The organism is Rhizobium sp. LjRoot30 (assembly GCF_964253915.1).
In the GTDB taxonomy this organism is placed as follows: Bacteria; Pseudomonadota; Alphaproteobacteria; order Rhizobiales; family Rhizobiaceae; genus Metarhizobium.
The window spans coordinates 16,921-31,036 of record NZ_CAXUSG020000012.1; the positions used below are offsets into that span (position 1 = coordinate 16,921).

Genomic DNA, 14,116 nt, shown 5'->3' on the forward strand with positions numbered 1-14,116 from the left:
TTAGTCTCATCCGCGCCGGTTCGATGCAAAAACTGAAAAGCAGAGGATTTGGTTCCGAAATGTTATTCGGAAAATTTTCGGAACTTTTTGCCGTTTTAGAATGTGAAAAGCGGCGGAATAGCTGCCGCCGCTTTGAATTTTGCGCAATATTTGTCCGAGACCGGCCTAGAGGCGGAACGGCGCGTCGAAAACACCTATGACGGAAACGCCGAGCTCGAAGGTCATGCCGGCCTGCGGATCGGCACCGCGTGCCGTAGCATCCATGCCCTGGAAAGCCGAGGTTACCATCAGCCGGTCGGCCTTGGCGCCGATGAAGGCCGGGCAGCTGCTCTGGCTGGCCGGCACGCGGTAGCGGGCAAGATGTCGTCCGTCCGGCGCGTAGCGGTCGACGGCACCGGCGCTCCAGCGGGCATTCCAGATGTTACCATCGGCATCGCAGACCGAGCCGTCGATGTCATGCGGTTCGCCGGCAACGTCGACCAGCACGGTTGCTTCGCCAGTCGGAAGGCCGGTTGCCGGATCGACGGCAACGCGCATCAGCTTGTTCACCTTGCTGTCGACGAAATAACCGATCGCGCCATCCGGCGAAAAGCAGATCGAATTCGGAATGCTGACGCGGTCGTAGAGGCGCGTCACCGTGCTGCCGGCGACATGATAGATGGCGCCGGCGCCGTCTTCGGCCGACTTGCCCATGGTGCCGATCCACAAGGCGCCGGAGGAATGAGTGCGCCCGTCATTGGAGCGGTTGCCGGGTTTACCCGGCTCGAACTCCACGTGCAGGGTCAGCGCGCCGGTGGCGGTGTCACGAATGAACAGGCCGTCCTCGGAGGCGATCAGCTGGCGCTTGTCGTCGATGCGGGCGAGCACGCTGGCCATGAAGGGCAGGGCATGCACGCGCTTGGTGCCGCTGGCCAGATGCAGCTCGTGCAACTCCTTGCCGACGATGTTGAACCACCAGGCCGTATCGGTGGCCGGGTCGTAGGTCGGGCCTTCGCCGAGCGCGAGCGGCGTATCGAACAGCACGCTGCCCTTGAAATCATGGGTTTCGGTCATGGTTCAGCCTCCGATCGCGGCGTCGTAGGCGGCAACGGTGCGCTTCGCCCGCTCCGCAACCTCGGCTGCCGTCATGCCCGGCTTGTAGATCGAGGTGCCGAGGCCGAAGGCGAGGATGCCGGCGGATGTATAGTCATGGAAATTCGCGTCGGAAACACCGCCCACGGCGGCGAGCGTCAGGTCCGGCGGCAGGATGGCGCGGATCGCCGTGATGCCGGAGGCGCCGAGTGCGCTGGCCGGGAAAAACTTCAGGCCGGTCGCGCCGGCCTTGGCGGCCAGCAGGGCCTCGGTAGCGGTGAAGACGCCGGGCATCGTCACCATGCCCTTGGCAGCGGCGGCCTGGATGACGTCGGTATCGACATTCGGGCTGACCATCAGCTTGCCGCCGACGGCATCGAGCCATTCGACCTGCTGCACGGTCAGCACCGTGCCGGCGCCGATCAGGCAGTTGTCCGGGGCCATCTTCACGGCGGTCTCGATGGAGCGGAACGGTTCGGGCGAGTTGAGCGGGATCTCGATGGCCGTCAGGCCGTTGTCGATCAGCGCGCCGACCACGCCTTCGGCCTCCTCGGGCTTCAGGCCGCGCAGGATGGCGATCAGCGGGTACTTCATGTCGGGGAAGGGGATGCGGGTCATGCCTGTGTCTCCTGCGTGAGCGGCCAAAGCGTGCGGGCGGCGGCAAAGAGCCCCTTGCAAACCGCATCGTCGGCGTCGATGGTGGTGAAGTCGATGGAAAGCCGCCGGAAGGCGGTCTCGTAGAGGTGCTGCAGCCGGCCGGATGCGACGAGGCGGACGACGGCGCCCGACTTCGCCTGCGACAGCGCGCCGGCAATCTCCAGGCCGATCAGCGTGCCGGAAAGCTGCGATTTGGCGGCGTCGGCTGAAATGCCGTGCAGAAGCTGGCCGGCGCGGGCGCGGAACAAAAGATTGGTCACCATCGCCGGGGCTGCATAGGCGGCGGCGGCGGCATCGGCAAAACCGGCATCGTCGATGGCTTCGGAGCCGGCGACGGCATGGCTAAGGATGGAGTGACGGGTGATCACATCGAAGAGCTCGCCGGTCATGAAGGTGGAGAAGCCGTCGACGGTTTCTCCCGAGACATGCACCCATTTCGAATGCGTTCCCGGCATGCAGACCACATGATCGCCGCCGGAAAAGGCTGAAAGCGCGCCGAGAAGCTGCGTTTCTTCGCCCCTGATGACATCTGGGTCCGCCGTCCGGCGCTGGGCGAGGCCGGGCAGGATGCGGATGTCGCGGCTTTCGGCGGCAATACGCACCGCGCCGGCGGCAATGCCCGAGATCGATGCGGGAAGGTCTATATAGCCGGCTTCCACCCAGCCCTGCCGGGCGCCGGCCATGCCGCAGATCAGCACCGGCAGGTTGGCCGGGGCCGAAATGGCGTCGAGATGGGATTGCAGGATGGCGGCGAAACCGGCCGTGGCGGCCGTTGTCATGCCTTCGCCGCTGCGGCGTTCGGCAAGCGGCTTGCCGTCGCGGTCAAGCATCCAGAGCCGGAAACTGGAGGTGCCCCAGTCGACGGCGATAAAGGCGGGTTCGGTCATTTAGAGAAGGCCTCCGTCGGCAATGATGGTTTGTGCGGTAATGGCGCCCGAACAGGCGGAACTGAGGAAAAGGCAGGGGCCGATCATATCTTCGGCAACAAGCGGCCGTTTCAGGCATTGGCGACCGACCAGCGCTTCGATGCCTTCGTCCGTCAGCCAGAGCCGTTTCTGGCGCTCGGTGACGATGGCGCCCGGCAGGATGGCGTTGACGCGGATATTGTCCGGCCCGAGCCTGCCGGCAAGGCTTTTTGTTAACCCGATGATGCCGGCCTTGGCGGCGGCATAGGCGGGCAGGTCCGGCATGTTGAGCAGGAAGGCGATCGAGGAAAAATTGACGATGGCGCCGCCGCCGGCGCGGCGCAGATGCGGCACGACCGCCTGGGAAACGAAGAAGACCGGCTTCAGGTTGACCGACTGATTGTTGTCCCAGTAATCCTCCGTCACCGTGTCGATGTCGTGCCGGTCATCCCAGGCGGCATTGTTGACGAGGACGCGGATCGTGCCCAGCGCGCCTGCCAGGCGCTCGACAGCCTGTTGCGTGGCGGCGATATCGCGCAGGTCCACGGCTTCGAAAACCGGCGTATGCTCTGCCGCGCCGCGCAAGCGCTCGACCAGCGCCTTTCCCTCATCCACAGCAATATCGAGGAACCCGACCCTGGCCCCCTGGCGGACAAAAGCCTCGACCAGCGCCGCGCCGATGCCAGTGCTGCCGCCGGTGACGATGACGCCTGCGCCCTCAAGATCGGGGAATCGTGCATGGGCCGCTGTCATCGACATTTTCCTCTCCCAAGAACGGAAGTTCCATTATTTGGAATTCTGTTTGACTATATGGAATTATCGAAGTATCCAGTCAGCGTGTCAAGCGGTGAGACCATGGCAGGAACGATCGATACGGAGGACGCTGGGCCGAAAGGGCAGGGCACCGGCACGTTGGGAAAGGCGATTGCCACGCTGGCGCTGGTCGCCGAGGCTGAGCAACCACTGCGCTTCACCGATGTGCTCGCCCTTTCCGGCGAGCCGCGGGGCACCCTGCATCGACAACTCAGCCACCTCGTCGAGGAAGGTCTGCTCGATCTCGATCGCAACCAATGTTACGTGCCGGGGCTGCGGCTTCTGAAATTTGCCTCCCTTGCCTGGGCGCGCAACGAGGTGCGCCTGCTGGCCGAGCCGCATCTCAAGGCACTGCACCGGCTGACCGGCGAGACGGTGCATTTTGCCGTGCTGCGGGGTGCGCAGGTCGTCTATCTCGACAAGGTGGAGGGGCGGCAGTCGGTGCGGATGTATTCCGAGGTCGGCAAGGTTTCGCCCGTCCACTGCACGGGTGTCGGCAAGGCGGCGCTGTCCGTGCTTCCCGATGCCCTGTTGCAGGAGCGAATCGCCGGGCTGGAGTTTCGGGTGTTTACGGCGCAGACACATGCCAGCGCTGCCGCGCTGCTGGCGGAGATCGCGGCCATTCGCCGGGAAGGCGTCGCGTATGATCGGCAGGAGCATGAGGAGGGCATCCACTGTGTGGCCGCTCCGGTCCGCTCCGATGACAAGTCGCTGGTCGCGGCAATTTCGGTCACGGCGCCGGTTTACCGTATTTCCATGCAGCAACTGGTCGATTGGGCCGAGCCCGTTCGGGCTGCGGCGGACAGCATTGGTGAAGCATTGCGATTCGGTCTCGGGCCGCATGCCGGTGCTTCCCTTTGATCGCTGTCGCTTCCGGTGCGGGCATGGAACGGCTTGCCGGGAAAATTTACGGTAACGGCCTGTTTCGAGTGCGGCAGCTAATTCAAAGCGATGCTTATGTCGAAGCACAGTATATTAGAATATTGATCGCTATTGGGGTATTTTTCTACTATTTTCTTCTAACGGGTAGAGGGATTTTTCTGTTTCTTGTCTTTTGTCATTTGGGCATTGTCACGATTGTAAAGATCTGTATCGTTGCAGAACGAAGTTTGCATGTCGGATGCGGAAGGCTTGGGATCATCAGCGCATTTTGATGGATTTCCTTTTCCCGAACGATTAAAGCTAGATAAATCAATCTAGAATAGTGCTGGGTCACCTCCCGCGATCCGTCGGCGCTCCTCCCGCCTTCACGGACCAGGCTAAGAAAACAATGGCTGCTGAAATCGAAAACGGCCCTCTCTCGAAGGGTGAGGCCTACATCGCTGAAATCGAAGGCCTCAAGACCCAGTTCGACGTGTTCCGGTTCATGAAGCGTTTGACCGAGTCCTTCGGCATGAAGGCGTTCATGGTGCTTCACCTGCCGGGCAAGACCTCGGTCGAGCTTTCAGCCAATTCGGTGATCACCAACTGGCCGGCCGAACTGCTCTCCATCTATGACCAGCAGAAGATGTTGTCGGAAAGCCCGCTTCTGCGCCGGTTGCGCAAGACGACCGTGCCGTTTCGCTACGATCTCGGCGAAGCGGTCATGCGACGCGAGGATGGGCGCACCGATGCCGTAGCCAGTCTTTTCACGCGCTTCGGCCTGGTCAGGGGAGCGTATTTTCCGGTGCACGACGCTGCGGGTGGGCGTGGTGCGATTTCTTTCGCCGGTGACCGGGAGGCGATCAGCTTCGAGGAGGAACTGATTCTCCACCTCGTCTGCACCCATATCCAAGGCCGGCTGTCGGAAATTCGCAACCAGGATATCAGGAGCACCGATTCGCTGACGGAGCGGGAAATCGATTGCCTGAATTGGACGGCAGCGGGCAAGACCAGTGCGGAAATCGCCGAAATTCTCACCCTGTCGGAGCATACGGTCAACCATTACCTCAATCGTGCTGCCAAGAAGCTCAATACGGTCAATCGCACCCAGGCCGTCGCCAAGGCCTTGCGCCTCGGCATGATCAAATAAACAGGCAGTGCGCTGCATTTTTATTGTGCATTGCATCAGATTTGGGCGCGGTTCTTTTTGAGGCAGTCGCCGTCGTTCAGGATCGGTGTTTTCATAAATACGTGAATTTATTGAATATTTTTGGCATACTTGAAACTGGCACGCATCCTGCATTCTTATCATCATAGGTCCAGAGGGGACTTTGCAAACGACAGCGCCGATGAATGGCGCGCGATGCAGAGCCGCCGGTCATGATATGCGAGCCCGGATGTACGGCAGCGGTCATGACCGGCGGTTTTGTGTTTGAGCTTCCCGCACAGCTTCATGTCCGATGGCCTTGGCGAACCGCCTCGGCTCGCTTATCTAGAGCAATTCCAGCAAAAGTGCGTAGCGGTTTTGCGTCCGGAATTGCGTAGGAAACGCTCTAACGAAGAACATGAAATGCGGGGGCTGCAAGGTGGATGTCACCAAGGAACAGGTTCTGGACAAGCTGAAGACGGTGCGCGGTCCGGATCTGGAAAGCAATATCGTCGATCTCGGCATGGTGTCGGATGTCTTTATCGCGGACGGCAAGGTCTACTTCTCGATCACCGTGCCGGCCGAGCGCGCCAAGGACCTGGAGCCGCTGCGGCAGGCTGCCGAACGCACCGTCAAGGAACTCCCGGGCGTCAAGGGCGCCATGGTGGCGCTGACCGCCGACAAGAAGGCCGGCGGCGCGACCCCTCCGCGCCCTGCGGCCCAGCCGGCACATGGTCATAATCACCAGGGGCATCACCACGGCCATGCGCATGCGGCGCCGCAAGGCCGGCCACCGCAGCAGCAAGGCAAGGCCGGCGTGCCCGGCATCGGTGCGATCATCGCCGTCGCTTCGGGCAAGGGCGGCGTCGGCAAATCCACCACGGCGGTCAACCTGGCGCTGGCGCTGCAGGCAAACGGTCTGCGTGTCGGTGTTCTGGATGCCGATATCTACGGCCCGTCCATGCCGCGCCTCCTGAAGATTTCCGGCCGTCCCGGCCAGATCGACGGCCGCATCATCAAGCCGATGGAAAATTACGGCCTCAAGGTCATGTCCATGGGTTTCCTCGTCGATGAGGAAACCGCGATGATCTGGCGCGGGCCGATGGTGCAGTCGGCCTTGATGCAGATGCTGCGCGAGGTCGCCTGGGGCGAGCTTGACGTGCTAGTCGTCGACATGCCGCCCGGCACCGGCGATGCCCAGCTGACCATGGCGCAGCAGGTGCCGCTGGCCGGTGCCGTCATCGTCTCGACGCCGCAGGATCTGGCTTTGATCGATGCCCGCAAGGGCCTGACCATGTTCCGCAAGGTGGAAGTGCCGGTGCTCGGCATCATCGAGAACATGAGCTATTTCATCGCCCCTGATACCGGCAATCGTTACGATATCTTCGGCCATGGCGGCGCCAGGAACGAGGCGGAGCGCATCGGCGTGCCCTTCCTCGGCGAAGTGCCGTTGACGATGACCATCCGCGAGACCTCCGATGCCGGCACGCCGGTGGTGGTGTCCGAGCCGGACGGCGTTTCGGCCGGTATCTATCGCGATATTGCCACAAAGGTCTGGCAACAGCTCAAGGGCAGTACACAAAGAGCCGCCCCCGCCATCGTTTTCGATTAACTGTCGTCGCTCTGTGCATGGCTGCCCTTCGAAAGAAGGGATTGATTCTCTCCGTACCTTCGATCAGAAGGCTGCGGCCCGAGCTGCTCGAGGGTGGCATTGTCCTGGGCAACCGGCCGAACGCAGCATCGGCCGGCATGAAATAAATGCTGCGTTGCATCCCCTATCCGTCCCGCAGCAATTGCTGTAGATAGTCGCGATGCGGTAATCCACCGTGCGAAGCTAGGAAGCGGCCCGATGCCAGGGGCGCAGGAGTTATTGATTGATCAATGCCTGTCGTTTCAGCGGTGAGGCCGGCTTCCCTCCGATGGATTGCGCAACCCATGGCCTTGCCCCGATCGCGTCCTGCGCGTGGGAACGTGCCGGGAGTCCGCGGCCGCGCCGCGTTGCCGCCCTGTCTGCCCGCTATGGACCATCCTGATCCTCTGATGCGCCGGACCCTGTGAGGGGCAAGCGCATGGCCGCATCGTATGCGGTGATGGCGGTCTGCCGTCGTTTTCGTTATTCTTTCTCTGGAAAGGCTGGCTTTAGGCCTGTTTTTACACCCCATGTCTCACAATGCTGAGCATTCCGCGCAGGATGGCAACAAACTGCGCAATCTCGTTGGCCTTGCGCTCGGTTCCGTCGGCGTCGTTTACGGCGATATCGGTACGAGCCCGCTTTACGCTTTCCGCGAGGCGCTGCGGCCGATCGGCCGCGACGGCATCACCGAATTCGAGATCATCAGCCTGATCTCGATGATGATCTGGTCGCTGACCATCATCGTCACCATCAAATACGTGCTGTTCCTGCTCCGGGCGGACAACGATGGGGAAGGTGGCACGCTGTCGCTTCTGGCGCTGCTGATGAAGACCGCCAACGGTCACACGGCACTCTTGATGCTGCTCGGCCTGATCGGCGCTGCGCTGTTTCTCGGTGAAGTCATGATCACGCCGGCGCTGTCGGTCCTGTCGGCGGTGGAAGGCATCAAGCTGGTGGCGCCCAGCATGGCGGAATACATCGTCCCCATATCGGTCGCCATCCTGTTTTTCCTGTTCGCCATCCAGTCGCACGGCACCGGCGCGGTGGGGCGGTTCTTCGGGCCGATCATGGCGGTCTGGTTCGTCGTCATGGCGGCTGCCGGCATCGCCCATATTTCCGACGATTTCAGCATCCTGGGCGCCTTTAACCCCTGGTATGCCATCTCCTTCATGATCGACGAAGGCTTCATCGGCCTGCTGGTGCTCGGTTCTGTGTTCCTGACGATCACCGGCGCGGAAGCGCTGTATGCCGACCTCGGCCATTTCGGCCGCAAGCCGATCCAGCTCGCCTGGTTCCTGCTGGTATTCCCGGCGCTGACGCTGAACTATCTCGGCCAGGGCGCGCTGGTTCTGAAACACCCCGAAGCGGTTGCCAATCCCTTCTACCTGATGTTCCCGCAATGGGCGCTGCTGCCGATCGTCATCCTGGCGACGGCCTCGACGATCATCGCCAGCCAGGCGGTCATCACCGGCGCGTTTTCGCTGACGCGGCAGGCCATCCATCTCGGCTACCTGCCGCGCATGGAAATCCTCTTCACCTCGGAGACCAACACCGGGCAGATCTTTCTGCCGTCGGTCAACACCATCCTGCTGGTCGGCGTCATCGGCCTGGTCCTCGCCTTCCGCAGCTCAGACGCGCTGGCGACCGCCTACGGCATTTCGGTCACCGGCACGATGCTGATCAGCAGCATCCTGGCCTTCGAATTCATCACCACCCGCTGGCAATGGTCGCGAGCAATGGCGGCGCTGGTCATGGCGCCCTTCGTGACGCTGGAGATCATCTTCCTCGGCTCGAACCTCCTGAAGATCGAGGAAGGCGGTTATGTGCCGGTGCTGATCGCCACCGCCTTCACGGTGATCATGTGGACCTGGCGCCGCGGCACGCGCATCCTGTTTGCCCGCACCCGCCACACGGATATCCCGCTGGCCGCCTTCATCACCTCCATCGAACGCAAGAGCGAACACGGCCCCGTCGCCGTTCCGGGCACGGCGATCTTCCTGACCAGCGATCCGGAATCGGCACCCGCCGCCCTGCTGCACAATCTCAAGCACAATCACGTGCTGCACCAGAAGAACGTCATCCTCACCATCCAGACGATCAACAAGCCGCGCGTCACCAGTGAAGATCGGTATGTGGTCGAGCAGATCAGCGAACGGTTTTCCCGCGTCATGCTGAACTTCGGTTACATGGAATCGCAGAACGTGTCGCAGGCCCTGGCGCAGCTGCGCAAGACCGGGCTGAAGTTCGACATCATGTCGACCTCCTTCTATCTCGGCCGGCGCAAGCTGGTGCCGGATGCCAAATCCGGCATGCCGCACTGGCAGGACCGGCTGTTCATCGCGCTGGCCAACAGTGCTGCCGACCCGTCGGATTATTTCCGCCTGCCGGCGAATCGTGTCGTCGAATTGGGGTCGCACGTCATTATCTGAGCCAAAAAGGGTCGTTTCGGTCAGATTGTCGCAGTCGAAGGCGCCGTGCAGACGTCGCCATTAACCCGCTGTAAAGGTTAATGAGCGATTTTGCATACATGTCTTGCGTCGCCTTCGTGGAGTTTTGTTTTGCGTCAAGAAAGCCGTTCGCGCCGTAAGTCCCGTTCGTCATTTGGCAACTGGACTTCGCCCCTCGTCTTTGGACTCGCGATGTGGATCGGGTTTCCCTCGATGTCCGCCCATGCCGATCTCGCCGGGCTGCTGGCGGGTCTCGATCGCGGCGGCCAGCAATGGCGCATGGTGCTGACCAATTCGCCGGCAGGGTCCATCCACGAATCGGAACTCTTCTTTGCCGATCCGATCGTCACCGGCTCGCTGGGCGCCGATGCCGGCCTGATGTTGCCGGACGGACGCCGCGTTGCGATCATCGACCGGGAAAAGGGCGATGGCACGCCGGACGAGGACCGCATCAACCGCAAGGAAAAGAAACGCCGCGTCGTGGCTGTGGAAAAGATGCTGCCGCCGAAGGATTTTTCCGCAGGTTCCGTGCTCGATCGCACCACATCGCTGTTCGAGCCGCTGTTCGACAGCAAGGAGCCGACCGGCTTCGTCAAGCCGAAGATCCGCGGCAAGGAACTGCAGATCGCCAGCGCCTTCTATAAGAAGAAGGAGCCGGTGGCCGAAGTCGGCGTCTCCTCGATGCTCGCCAGCCTGGTGACCAACGACAAGGCCGATGTGCTTGCCACCGCCTATGCGCCCGTCGAGCCGGACTATGCCCAGGAATCGCCGTTCGATTCGATTCTCGCCGACAAGCAGGATACCGGTCGCTTCGTGCCGCAGATCGGTCCGGAGGATCATGCCTGGGCTGCAAGCGTTCTGCCGGCATCGGTGTTTTCCGCCGAAGAGCAGCAATGCCTGGCCTCCGGCATCTATTTCGAGGCGCGCGGTGAGTCGGTGAAGGGGCAGGCGGCCGTGGCGCAGGTCATCCTCAACCGGGTGCGCAATCCTTCCTACCCGAAAACCATTTGCGGCGTCGTCTACCAGAACGAGGACTGGCGCAACCGTTGCCAGTTTTCCTTTGCCTGCGACCGCATCAAGGATCGCGTCAACTCGCAATATCACTGGAAGATCGCCCGCGACGTCGGCATGGCGGTGACGGCCGGGAAGATCTGGCTGCCGGAAGTCGGCTCTGCAACCCACTACCACGCGATCTATGTCTGGCCGCGCTGGGCCCGCAGCATGAAGAAGGTCGGCCGCATCGGGCTTCACGTCTTCTACCGCACCTATGGCGGCGGCTGGAGCTGAGGAAGGCGTCGGTTTGCGGCAGGGAAATCCCGGATTCTGGGGGGATTCCCTTCAATGTTCAGCTAAGTTCCTGAATCTTTACAGTAAAATAGTCCCTTAACAACCTTGGTCGACGCCTTGACTATAAGGACGGCCAAAACTATGTTGCGCGCGACTTCAAAACGGCCCGAAAGGTGCTATTTACCTCTCCGTCTGCTTCTCGCTAGCCTGACTTTAAGGCAGGAAAAGGACAAAGGAAGAGGAGAGTACCATGACGGATAACCGGGATGACGGTCTGGAAGCGCGCCGCAAGCGTCTGGATGCCGAACTGGCAGACATTCGCAAGGCGGCGCACGACGAGAAGGCAAGCGAAAGCAGTGCCGAGGCAAGCCGCAAGGGTTATGCCATGGCCATGAAGCTTTCCAGCGAATTCATCGCAGCCATCATCGTCGGTGCTCTTCTGGGCTATCTTTTCGATCGTTTTGTGGGTACAGCGCCTTGGGGCATGATCGTTCTTCTGCTCCTCGGTTTTTGTGCCGGTATATTGAATGTTCTTCGCTCGGCGGGGATGGTGGCGACGCCGCATCCGGTCGATAAGAAGAATGAGACGTGAAAGATGAGGCGTGGCCCCCAGGTCGCTCCTCGGTTAGAGGCCTCCGCCTGAGCGCGGGCAGAATGAAAGAGATCAACGGTGTCAAACGATCCGATCCATCAGTTCGTGGTACAAAAGATTGTTCCGATCGAAATTGGCGGGATTGATTTCTCTTTTACCAATGCTTCGCTGTTCATGGTTGCGACCGTAGCCGCCGCATCGGGCTTCCTGTATTTCGCAACCTCGCAGCGCGGCCTCATTCCGGGCCGGACGCAGTCGGTTGCCGAAATGTCCTATGAGTTCATCGCCTCGATGCTCCGGGAAGGGGCGGGCAGCCATGGGATGAAGTTCTTCCCGCTGGTGTTCTCGCTGTTCATGTTCGTGCTGACGGCCAACATGCTCGGCATGTTCCCGTACTTCTTCACTGTCACCAGCCAGATCATCGTCACCTTCGCGCTGGCGCTTCTGGTCATCGGCACCGTGCTCGTCTACGGTTTCTACAAGCACGGCCTGCACTTCCTCAAGCTCTTCGTACCGTCCGGCGTGCCGCCGATGCTGCTGCTGCTGGTCGTGCCGATCGAAATCATTTCCTTCCTGTCGCGTCCGATCTCGCTGTCGGTTCGTCTTTTCGCTAACATGCTGGCAGGCCATATCACGCTCAAGGTGTTCGCAGGCTTCGTCGCCTCGCTCGGAACCCTCGGTGCGCTCGGCGTCGGTGGCGCCATCCTGCCTCTCATTATGACCGTCGCCCTGACTGGTCTCGAGTTCCTCGTCGCCTTCCTGCAGGCTTACGTCTTCGCGGTACTGACTTGCATGTACCTCAACGACGCAGTTCACCCTGGCGGGCACTAAGGATACCGACAACGGCGCCCTCCCGGCGCCAGTCATTCGCCGCAACAACCATTCGAAGGAGTTCAATCATGGAAGCGGAAGCAGCAAAGTACATCGGCGCAGGTCTGGCTTGCCTCGGTATGGCCGGTACGGCTCTCGGTCTCGGCAACATCTTCGGCAGCTACCTGTCCGGCGCCCTGCGCAACCCGTCGGCTGCTGACGGCCAGTTCGGCCGCCTGGTATTCGGCTTCGCCGTTACGGAAGCTCTGGGCATCTTCTCGCTGCTCATCGCTCTCCTCCTGCTCTTCGCCGTCTAATACCGGCTGAGATCTGGATCACGGTTCGCGGCATGCGGACCGTGATCCTTTGCATTTGCAGTACACCTGGAGGTGAGCATGTTTGTGACCCCGGCTTATGCCGAAGAAACCCCGGCCGCGGGCGAGACCCATACGGAAACGGGCGTGGCACATGAAGCTGGTCACGAGACCGGTGTTTTCCCGCCGTTCGATTCGACCACATTCGCGTCCCAGATCCTTTGGCTGGTGATCACGTTCGGCCTCTTCTACATGCTCATGAAGAAGGTCATCGTGCCGCGCATCGGTGGCATCCTTGAAAATCGCCACGACCGCATCGCCCAGGACCTGGACGAAGCAGGCCGCCTGAAGGCGGAAGCCGACGCCGCGATCGAGACCTATGAAAAGGAACTCGCTGCCGCACGCGCCAAGGCAAATACCATTGCAACGACTGCCCGCGACGCCGCCAAGGCGAAGGCTGATGCCGACCGCGCCGCTGTCGAAGCCGAACTTTCCGGCAAGCTCGCTGCTGCCGAAGAGCACATCGCCGGCATCAAGGCGAAGGCTTTTGCCGAAGTCGGCGCCATTGCCGAAGACACGGCAAGCACCGTCGTCGAAGAACTGATCGGCCAGCAGGCCACGCAGGCCGACATCTCGGCCGCCGTCGCAGCTGCCAAGCAGGGGGCATGATCCATGGCTTTTGATGCAACATTCTTTGCCCTCGTCGGCCTGGTCGTTTTCCTCGCCCTGGTGATCTACCTCAAGGTTCCGGGCATGGTGGGCAAGAGTCTCGACGCCCGCGCCGACCAGATCCGCAACGAACTGGCGGAAGCCAAGCGCCTGCGCGAAGAGGCCCAGCACCTGCTGGCCGAATACCAGCGCAAGCGCAAGGAAGCCGAAGCCGAAGCTGCCAACATCGTCGCCGCCGCCGAGCGCGAGGCGCAGATGCTGACTGCCGAAGCCAAGCAGAAGACGGAAGAATTCGTCGCTCGCCGCAACGCGCTGTCCGAGCAGAAGATCAAGCAGGCCGAAGCCGACGCCGTCAATGCCGTCCGCTCTGCCGCTGTCGATCTGGCGATTGCCGCTGCCGAAGCCGTCATCGCCAAGAAGAGCGACGCTGCCGTGCAGTCCGACCTCTTCAACCGTTCGCTGAACGACGTGAAGACGCGCCTGAACTGAGAGTTCGCCGCATTATTTTAGAAAAGGCCGGGGAAACCCGGCCTTTTTTTGTTTTTCAGCAAGCCCTCATCCCCTGACGGGAGCTTTTTCCCGCAGGTGGGGAGAAGGAGACGCGCCATACCCTTTCCGCCACACTCAGCGCCGCATCGGGCAAGTCCGCTTTCCCCGCTTGCGGCAGAGCTGTCGCATTTGGCGTGACGTCGCCTCTTTCACCTTCTCCCCCGCGGGGAGAAGGGGGCCCGAAGGGTTGGATGAGGGGTCAAGCGGAAGGGTTTTGCCGTGGCCCCCCTCATCCCGCTGCCGCGACCTTCTCTCCGCGGGGGAGAAGGCGGGAGGTGGCACCGCCTCATTCCATATGCGATAGCCCTGCCGCTTGCGGGGAGAGGGCCAGGGTGAGGGACAGAGCGACCGGTGAGGCCGT

15 protein-coding genes are annotated in these 14,116 nt (G+C 61.6%); 11 read left to right on the forward strand and 4 right to left on the reverse strand.

Annotation, left to right across the window (positions count from 1 at the left end; all coding sequences use genetic code 11):
- Positions 1–165 precede the first annotated feature (165 nt).
- Genes ACSQ3I_RS21225 through ACSQ3I_RS21240 form a run of 4 tightly spaced genes read right to left on the reverse strand, consistent with a single transcriptional unit; the run spans position 166 to position 3,386 of the window.
- Positions 166–1,053 carry an SMP-30/gluconolactonase/LRE family protein gene (locus tag ACSQ3I_RS21225; protein ID WP_436002152.1) on the reverse strand — a complete coding sequence of 296 codons (888 nt, stop codon included), beginning with the start codon at positions 1,051–1,053 and terminating at the stop codon, positions 166–168.
- 3 nt (positions 1,054–1,056) lie between these two features.
- The gene (locus ACSQ3I_RS21230; protein ID WP_436002154.1) at positions 1,057–1,689 is read right to left on the reverse strand and encodes a 2-dehydro-3-deoxy-6-phosphogalactonate aldolase; all 633 of its coding nucleotides are present in this window, start codon (positions 1,687–1,689) and stop codon (positions 1,057–1,059) included.
- A complete protein-coding gene (locus tag ACSQ3I_RS21235) occupies positions 1,686–2,615 on the reverse strand; it encodes a 2-dehydro-3-deoxygalactonokinase (protein ID WP_436002156.1) in 930 nt (309 codons plus the stop codon). The genes ACSQ3I_RS21230 and ACSQ3I_RS21235 overlap by 4 nt, the downstream gene beginning before the upstream one ends.
- Positions 2,616–3,386 carry an SDR family NAD(P)-dependent oxidoreductase gene (locus ACSQ3I_RS21240; RefSeq protein ID WP_436002398.1) on the reverse strand — a complete coding sequence of 257 codons (771 nt, stop codon included), beginning with the start codon at positions 3,384–3,386 and terminating at the stop codon, positions 2,616–2,618.
- Between the two features lie 102 nt (positions 3,387–3,488).
- On the opposite strand from ACSQ3I_RS21240, the gene ACSQ3I_RS21245 reads away from it, so the two are divergent.
- The 11 genes from ACSQ3I_RS21245 (at position 3,489) to ACSQ3I_RS21295 (ending at position 13,695) form a co-directional block, all read left to right on the forward strand.
- Complete coding sequence (locus ACSQ3I_RS21245; RefSeq protein WP_436002158.1) at positions 3,489–4,307, forward strand: IclR family transcriptional regulator; 819 nt, start codon at positions 3,489–3,491, stop codon at positions 4,305–4,307.
- The gene (locus ACSQ3I_RS21250; protein ID WP_436002160.1) at positions 4,304–4,600 is read left to right on the forward strand and encodes a hypothetical protein; all 297 of its coding nucleotides are present in this window, start codon (positions 4,304–4,306) and stop codon (positions 4,598–4,600) included. The genes ACSQ3I_RS21245 and ACSQ3I_RS21250 overlap by 4 nt, the downstream gene beginning before the upstream one ends.
- Positions 4,601–4,716: 116 nt before the next feature.
- Positions 4,717–5,457, forward strand: coding sequence for a LuxR family transcriptional regulator (locus ACSQ3I_RS21255; protein WP_436002162.1), 741 nt, complete (start codon positions 4,717–4,719; stop codon positions 5,455–5,457).
- Between the two features lie 436 nt (positions 5,458–5,893).
- Positions 5,894–7,066: an iron-sulfur cluster carrier protein ApbC gene (gene apbC, locus ACSQ3I_RS21260; RefSeq protein ID WP_436002164.1), complete on the forward strand. Its 1,173-nt coding sequence runs from the start codon at positions 5,894–5,896 to the stop codon at positions 7,064–7,066.
- A 548-nt stretch (positions 7,067–7,614) separates the two neighbouring features.
- Positions 7,615–9,516 carry a potassium transporter Kup gene (locus tag ACSQ3I_RS21265; RefSeq protein WP_436002166.1) on the forward strand — a complete coding sequence of 634 codons (1,902 nt, stop codon included), beginning with the start codon at positions 7,615–7,617 and terminating at the stop codon, positions 9,514–9,516.
- A gap of 129 nt (positions 9,517–9,645) precedes the next feature.
- Complete coding sequence (locus ACSQ3I_RS21270; RefSeq protein WP_436002168.1) at positions 9,646–10,821, forward strand: cell wall hydrolase; 1,176 nt, start codon at positions 9,646–9,648, stop codon at positions 10,819–10,821.
- Positions 10,822–11,071: 250 nt separating this feature from the next.
- On the forward strand, positions 11,072–11,413 hold the full coding sequence (locus ACSQ3I_RS21275; RefSeq protein WP_436002170.1) for an AtpZ/AtpI family protein: 342 nt from the start codon (positions 11,072–11,074) through the stop codon (positions 11,411–11,413).
- 78 nt (positions 11,414–11,491) lie between these two features.
- On the forward strand, positions 11,492–12,244 hold the full coding sequence (locus ACSQ3I_RS21280) for a F0F1 ATP synthase subunit A (RefSeq protein WP_436002172.1): 753 nt from the start codon (positions 11,492–11,494) through the stop codon (positions 12,242–12,244).
- A 68-nt stretch (positions 12,245–12,312) separates the two neighbouring features.
- Entirely contained in the window at positions 12,313–12,540 is a 228-nt protein-coding gene (locus ACSQ3I_RS21285) for a F0F1 ATP synthase subunit C (RefSeq protein WP_003533642.1), read from the forward strand.
- 78 nt (positions 12,541–12,618) lie between these two features.
- On the forward strand, positions 12,619–13,206 hold the full coding sequence (locus ACSQ3I_RS21290; RefSeq protein ID WP_436002180.1) for a F0F1 ATP synthase subunit B: 588 nt from the start codon (positions 12,619–12,621) through the stop codon (positions 13,204–13,206).
- A gap of 3 nt (positions 13,207–13,209) precedes the next feature.
- A complete protein-coding gene (locus ACSQ3I_RS21295; RefSeq protein ID WP_436002182.1) occupies positions 13,210–13,695 on the forward strand; it encodes a F0F1 ATP synthase subunit B in 486 nt (161 codons plus the stop codon).
- Positions 13,696–14,116 lie beyond the last annotated feature (421 nt).

Excerpts from the sequence above, each read along its gene's own strand:
- ACSQ3I_RS21295 (WP_436002182.1), top strand. The coding sequence starts at position 13,210 with ATGGCTTTTGATGCAACATTCTTTGCCCTCGTCGGCCTGGTCGTTTTC.
- ACSQ3I_RS21225 (WP_436002152.1), bottom strand. The coding sequence starts at position 1,053 with ATGACCGAAACCCATGATTTCAAGGGCAGCGTGCTGTTCGATACGCCG.
- ACSQ3I_RS21240 (WP_436002398.1), bottom strand. The coding sequence starts at position 3,386 with ATGACAGCGGCCCATGCACGATTCCCCGATCTTGAGGGCGCAGGCGTC.
- ACSQ3I_RS21265 (WP_436002166.1), top strand. The coding sequence starts at position 7,615 with ATGTCTCACAATGCTGAGCATTCCGCGCAGGATGGCAACAAACTGCGC.
- ACSQ3I_RS21285 (WP_003533642.1), top strand. The coding sequence starts at position 12,313 with ATGGAAGCGGAAGCAGCAAAGTACATCGGCGCAGGTCTGGCTTGCCTC.
- ACSQ3I_RS21235 (WP_436002156.1), bottom strand. The coding sequence starts at position 2,615 with ATGACCGAACCCGCCTTTATCGCCGTCGACTGGGGCACCTCCAGTTTC.
- ACSQ3I_RS21255 (WP_436002162.1), top strand. The coding sequence starts at position 4,717 with ATGGCTGCTGAAATCGAAAACGGCCCTCTCTCGAAGGGTGAGGCCTAC.
- ACSQ3I_RS21290 (WP_436002180.1), top strand. The coding sequence starts at position 12,619 with ATGTTTGTGACCCCGGCTTATGCCGAAGAAACCCCGGCCGCGGGCGAG.
- ACSQ3I_RS21245 (WP_436002158.1), top strand. The coding sequence starts at position 3,489 with ATGGCAGGAACGATCGATACGGAGGACGCTGGGCCGAAAGGGCAGGGC.
- ACSQ3I_RS21275 (WP_436002170.1), top strand. The coding sequence starts at position 11,072 with ATGACGGATAACCGGGATGACGGTCTGGAAGCGCGCCGCAAGCGTCTG.
- ACSQ3I_RS21230 (WP_436002154.1), bottom strand. The coding sequence starts at position 1,689 with ATGACCCGCATCCCCTTCCCCGACATGAAGTACCCGCTGATCGCCATC.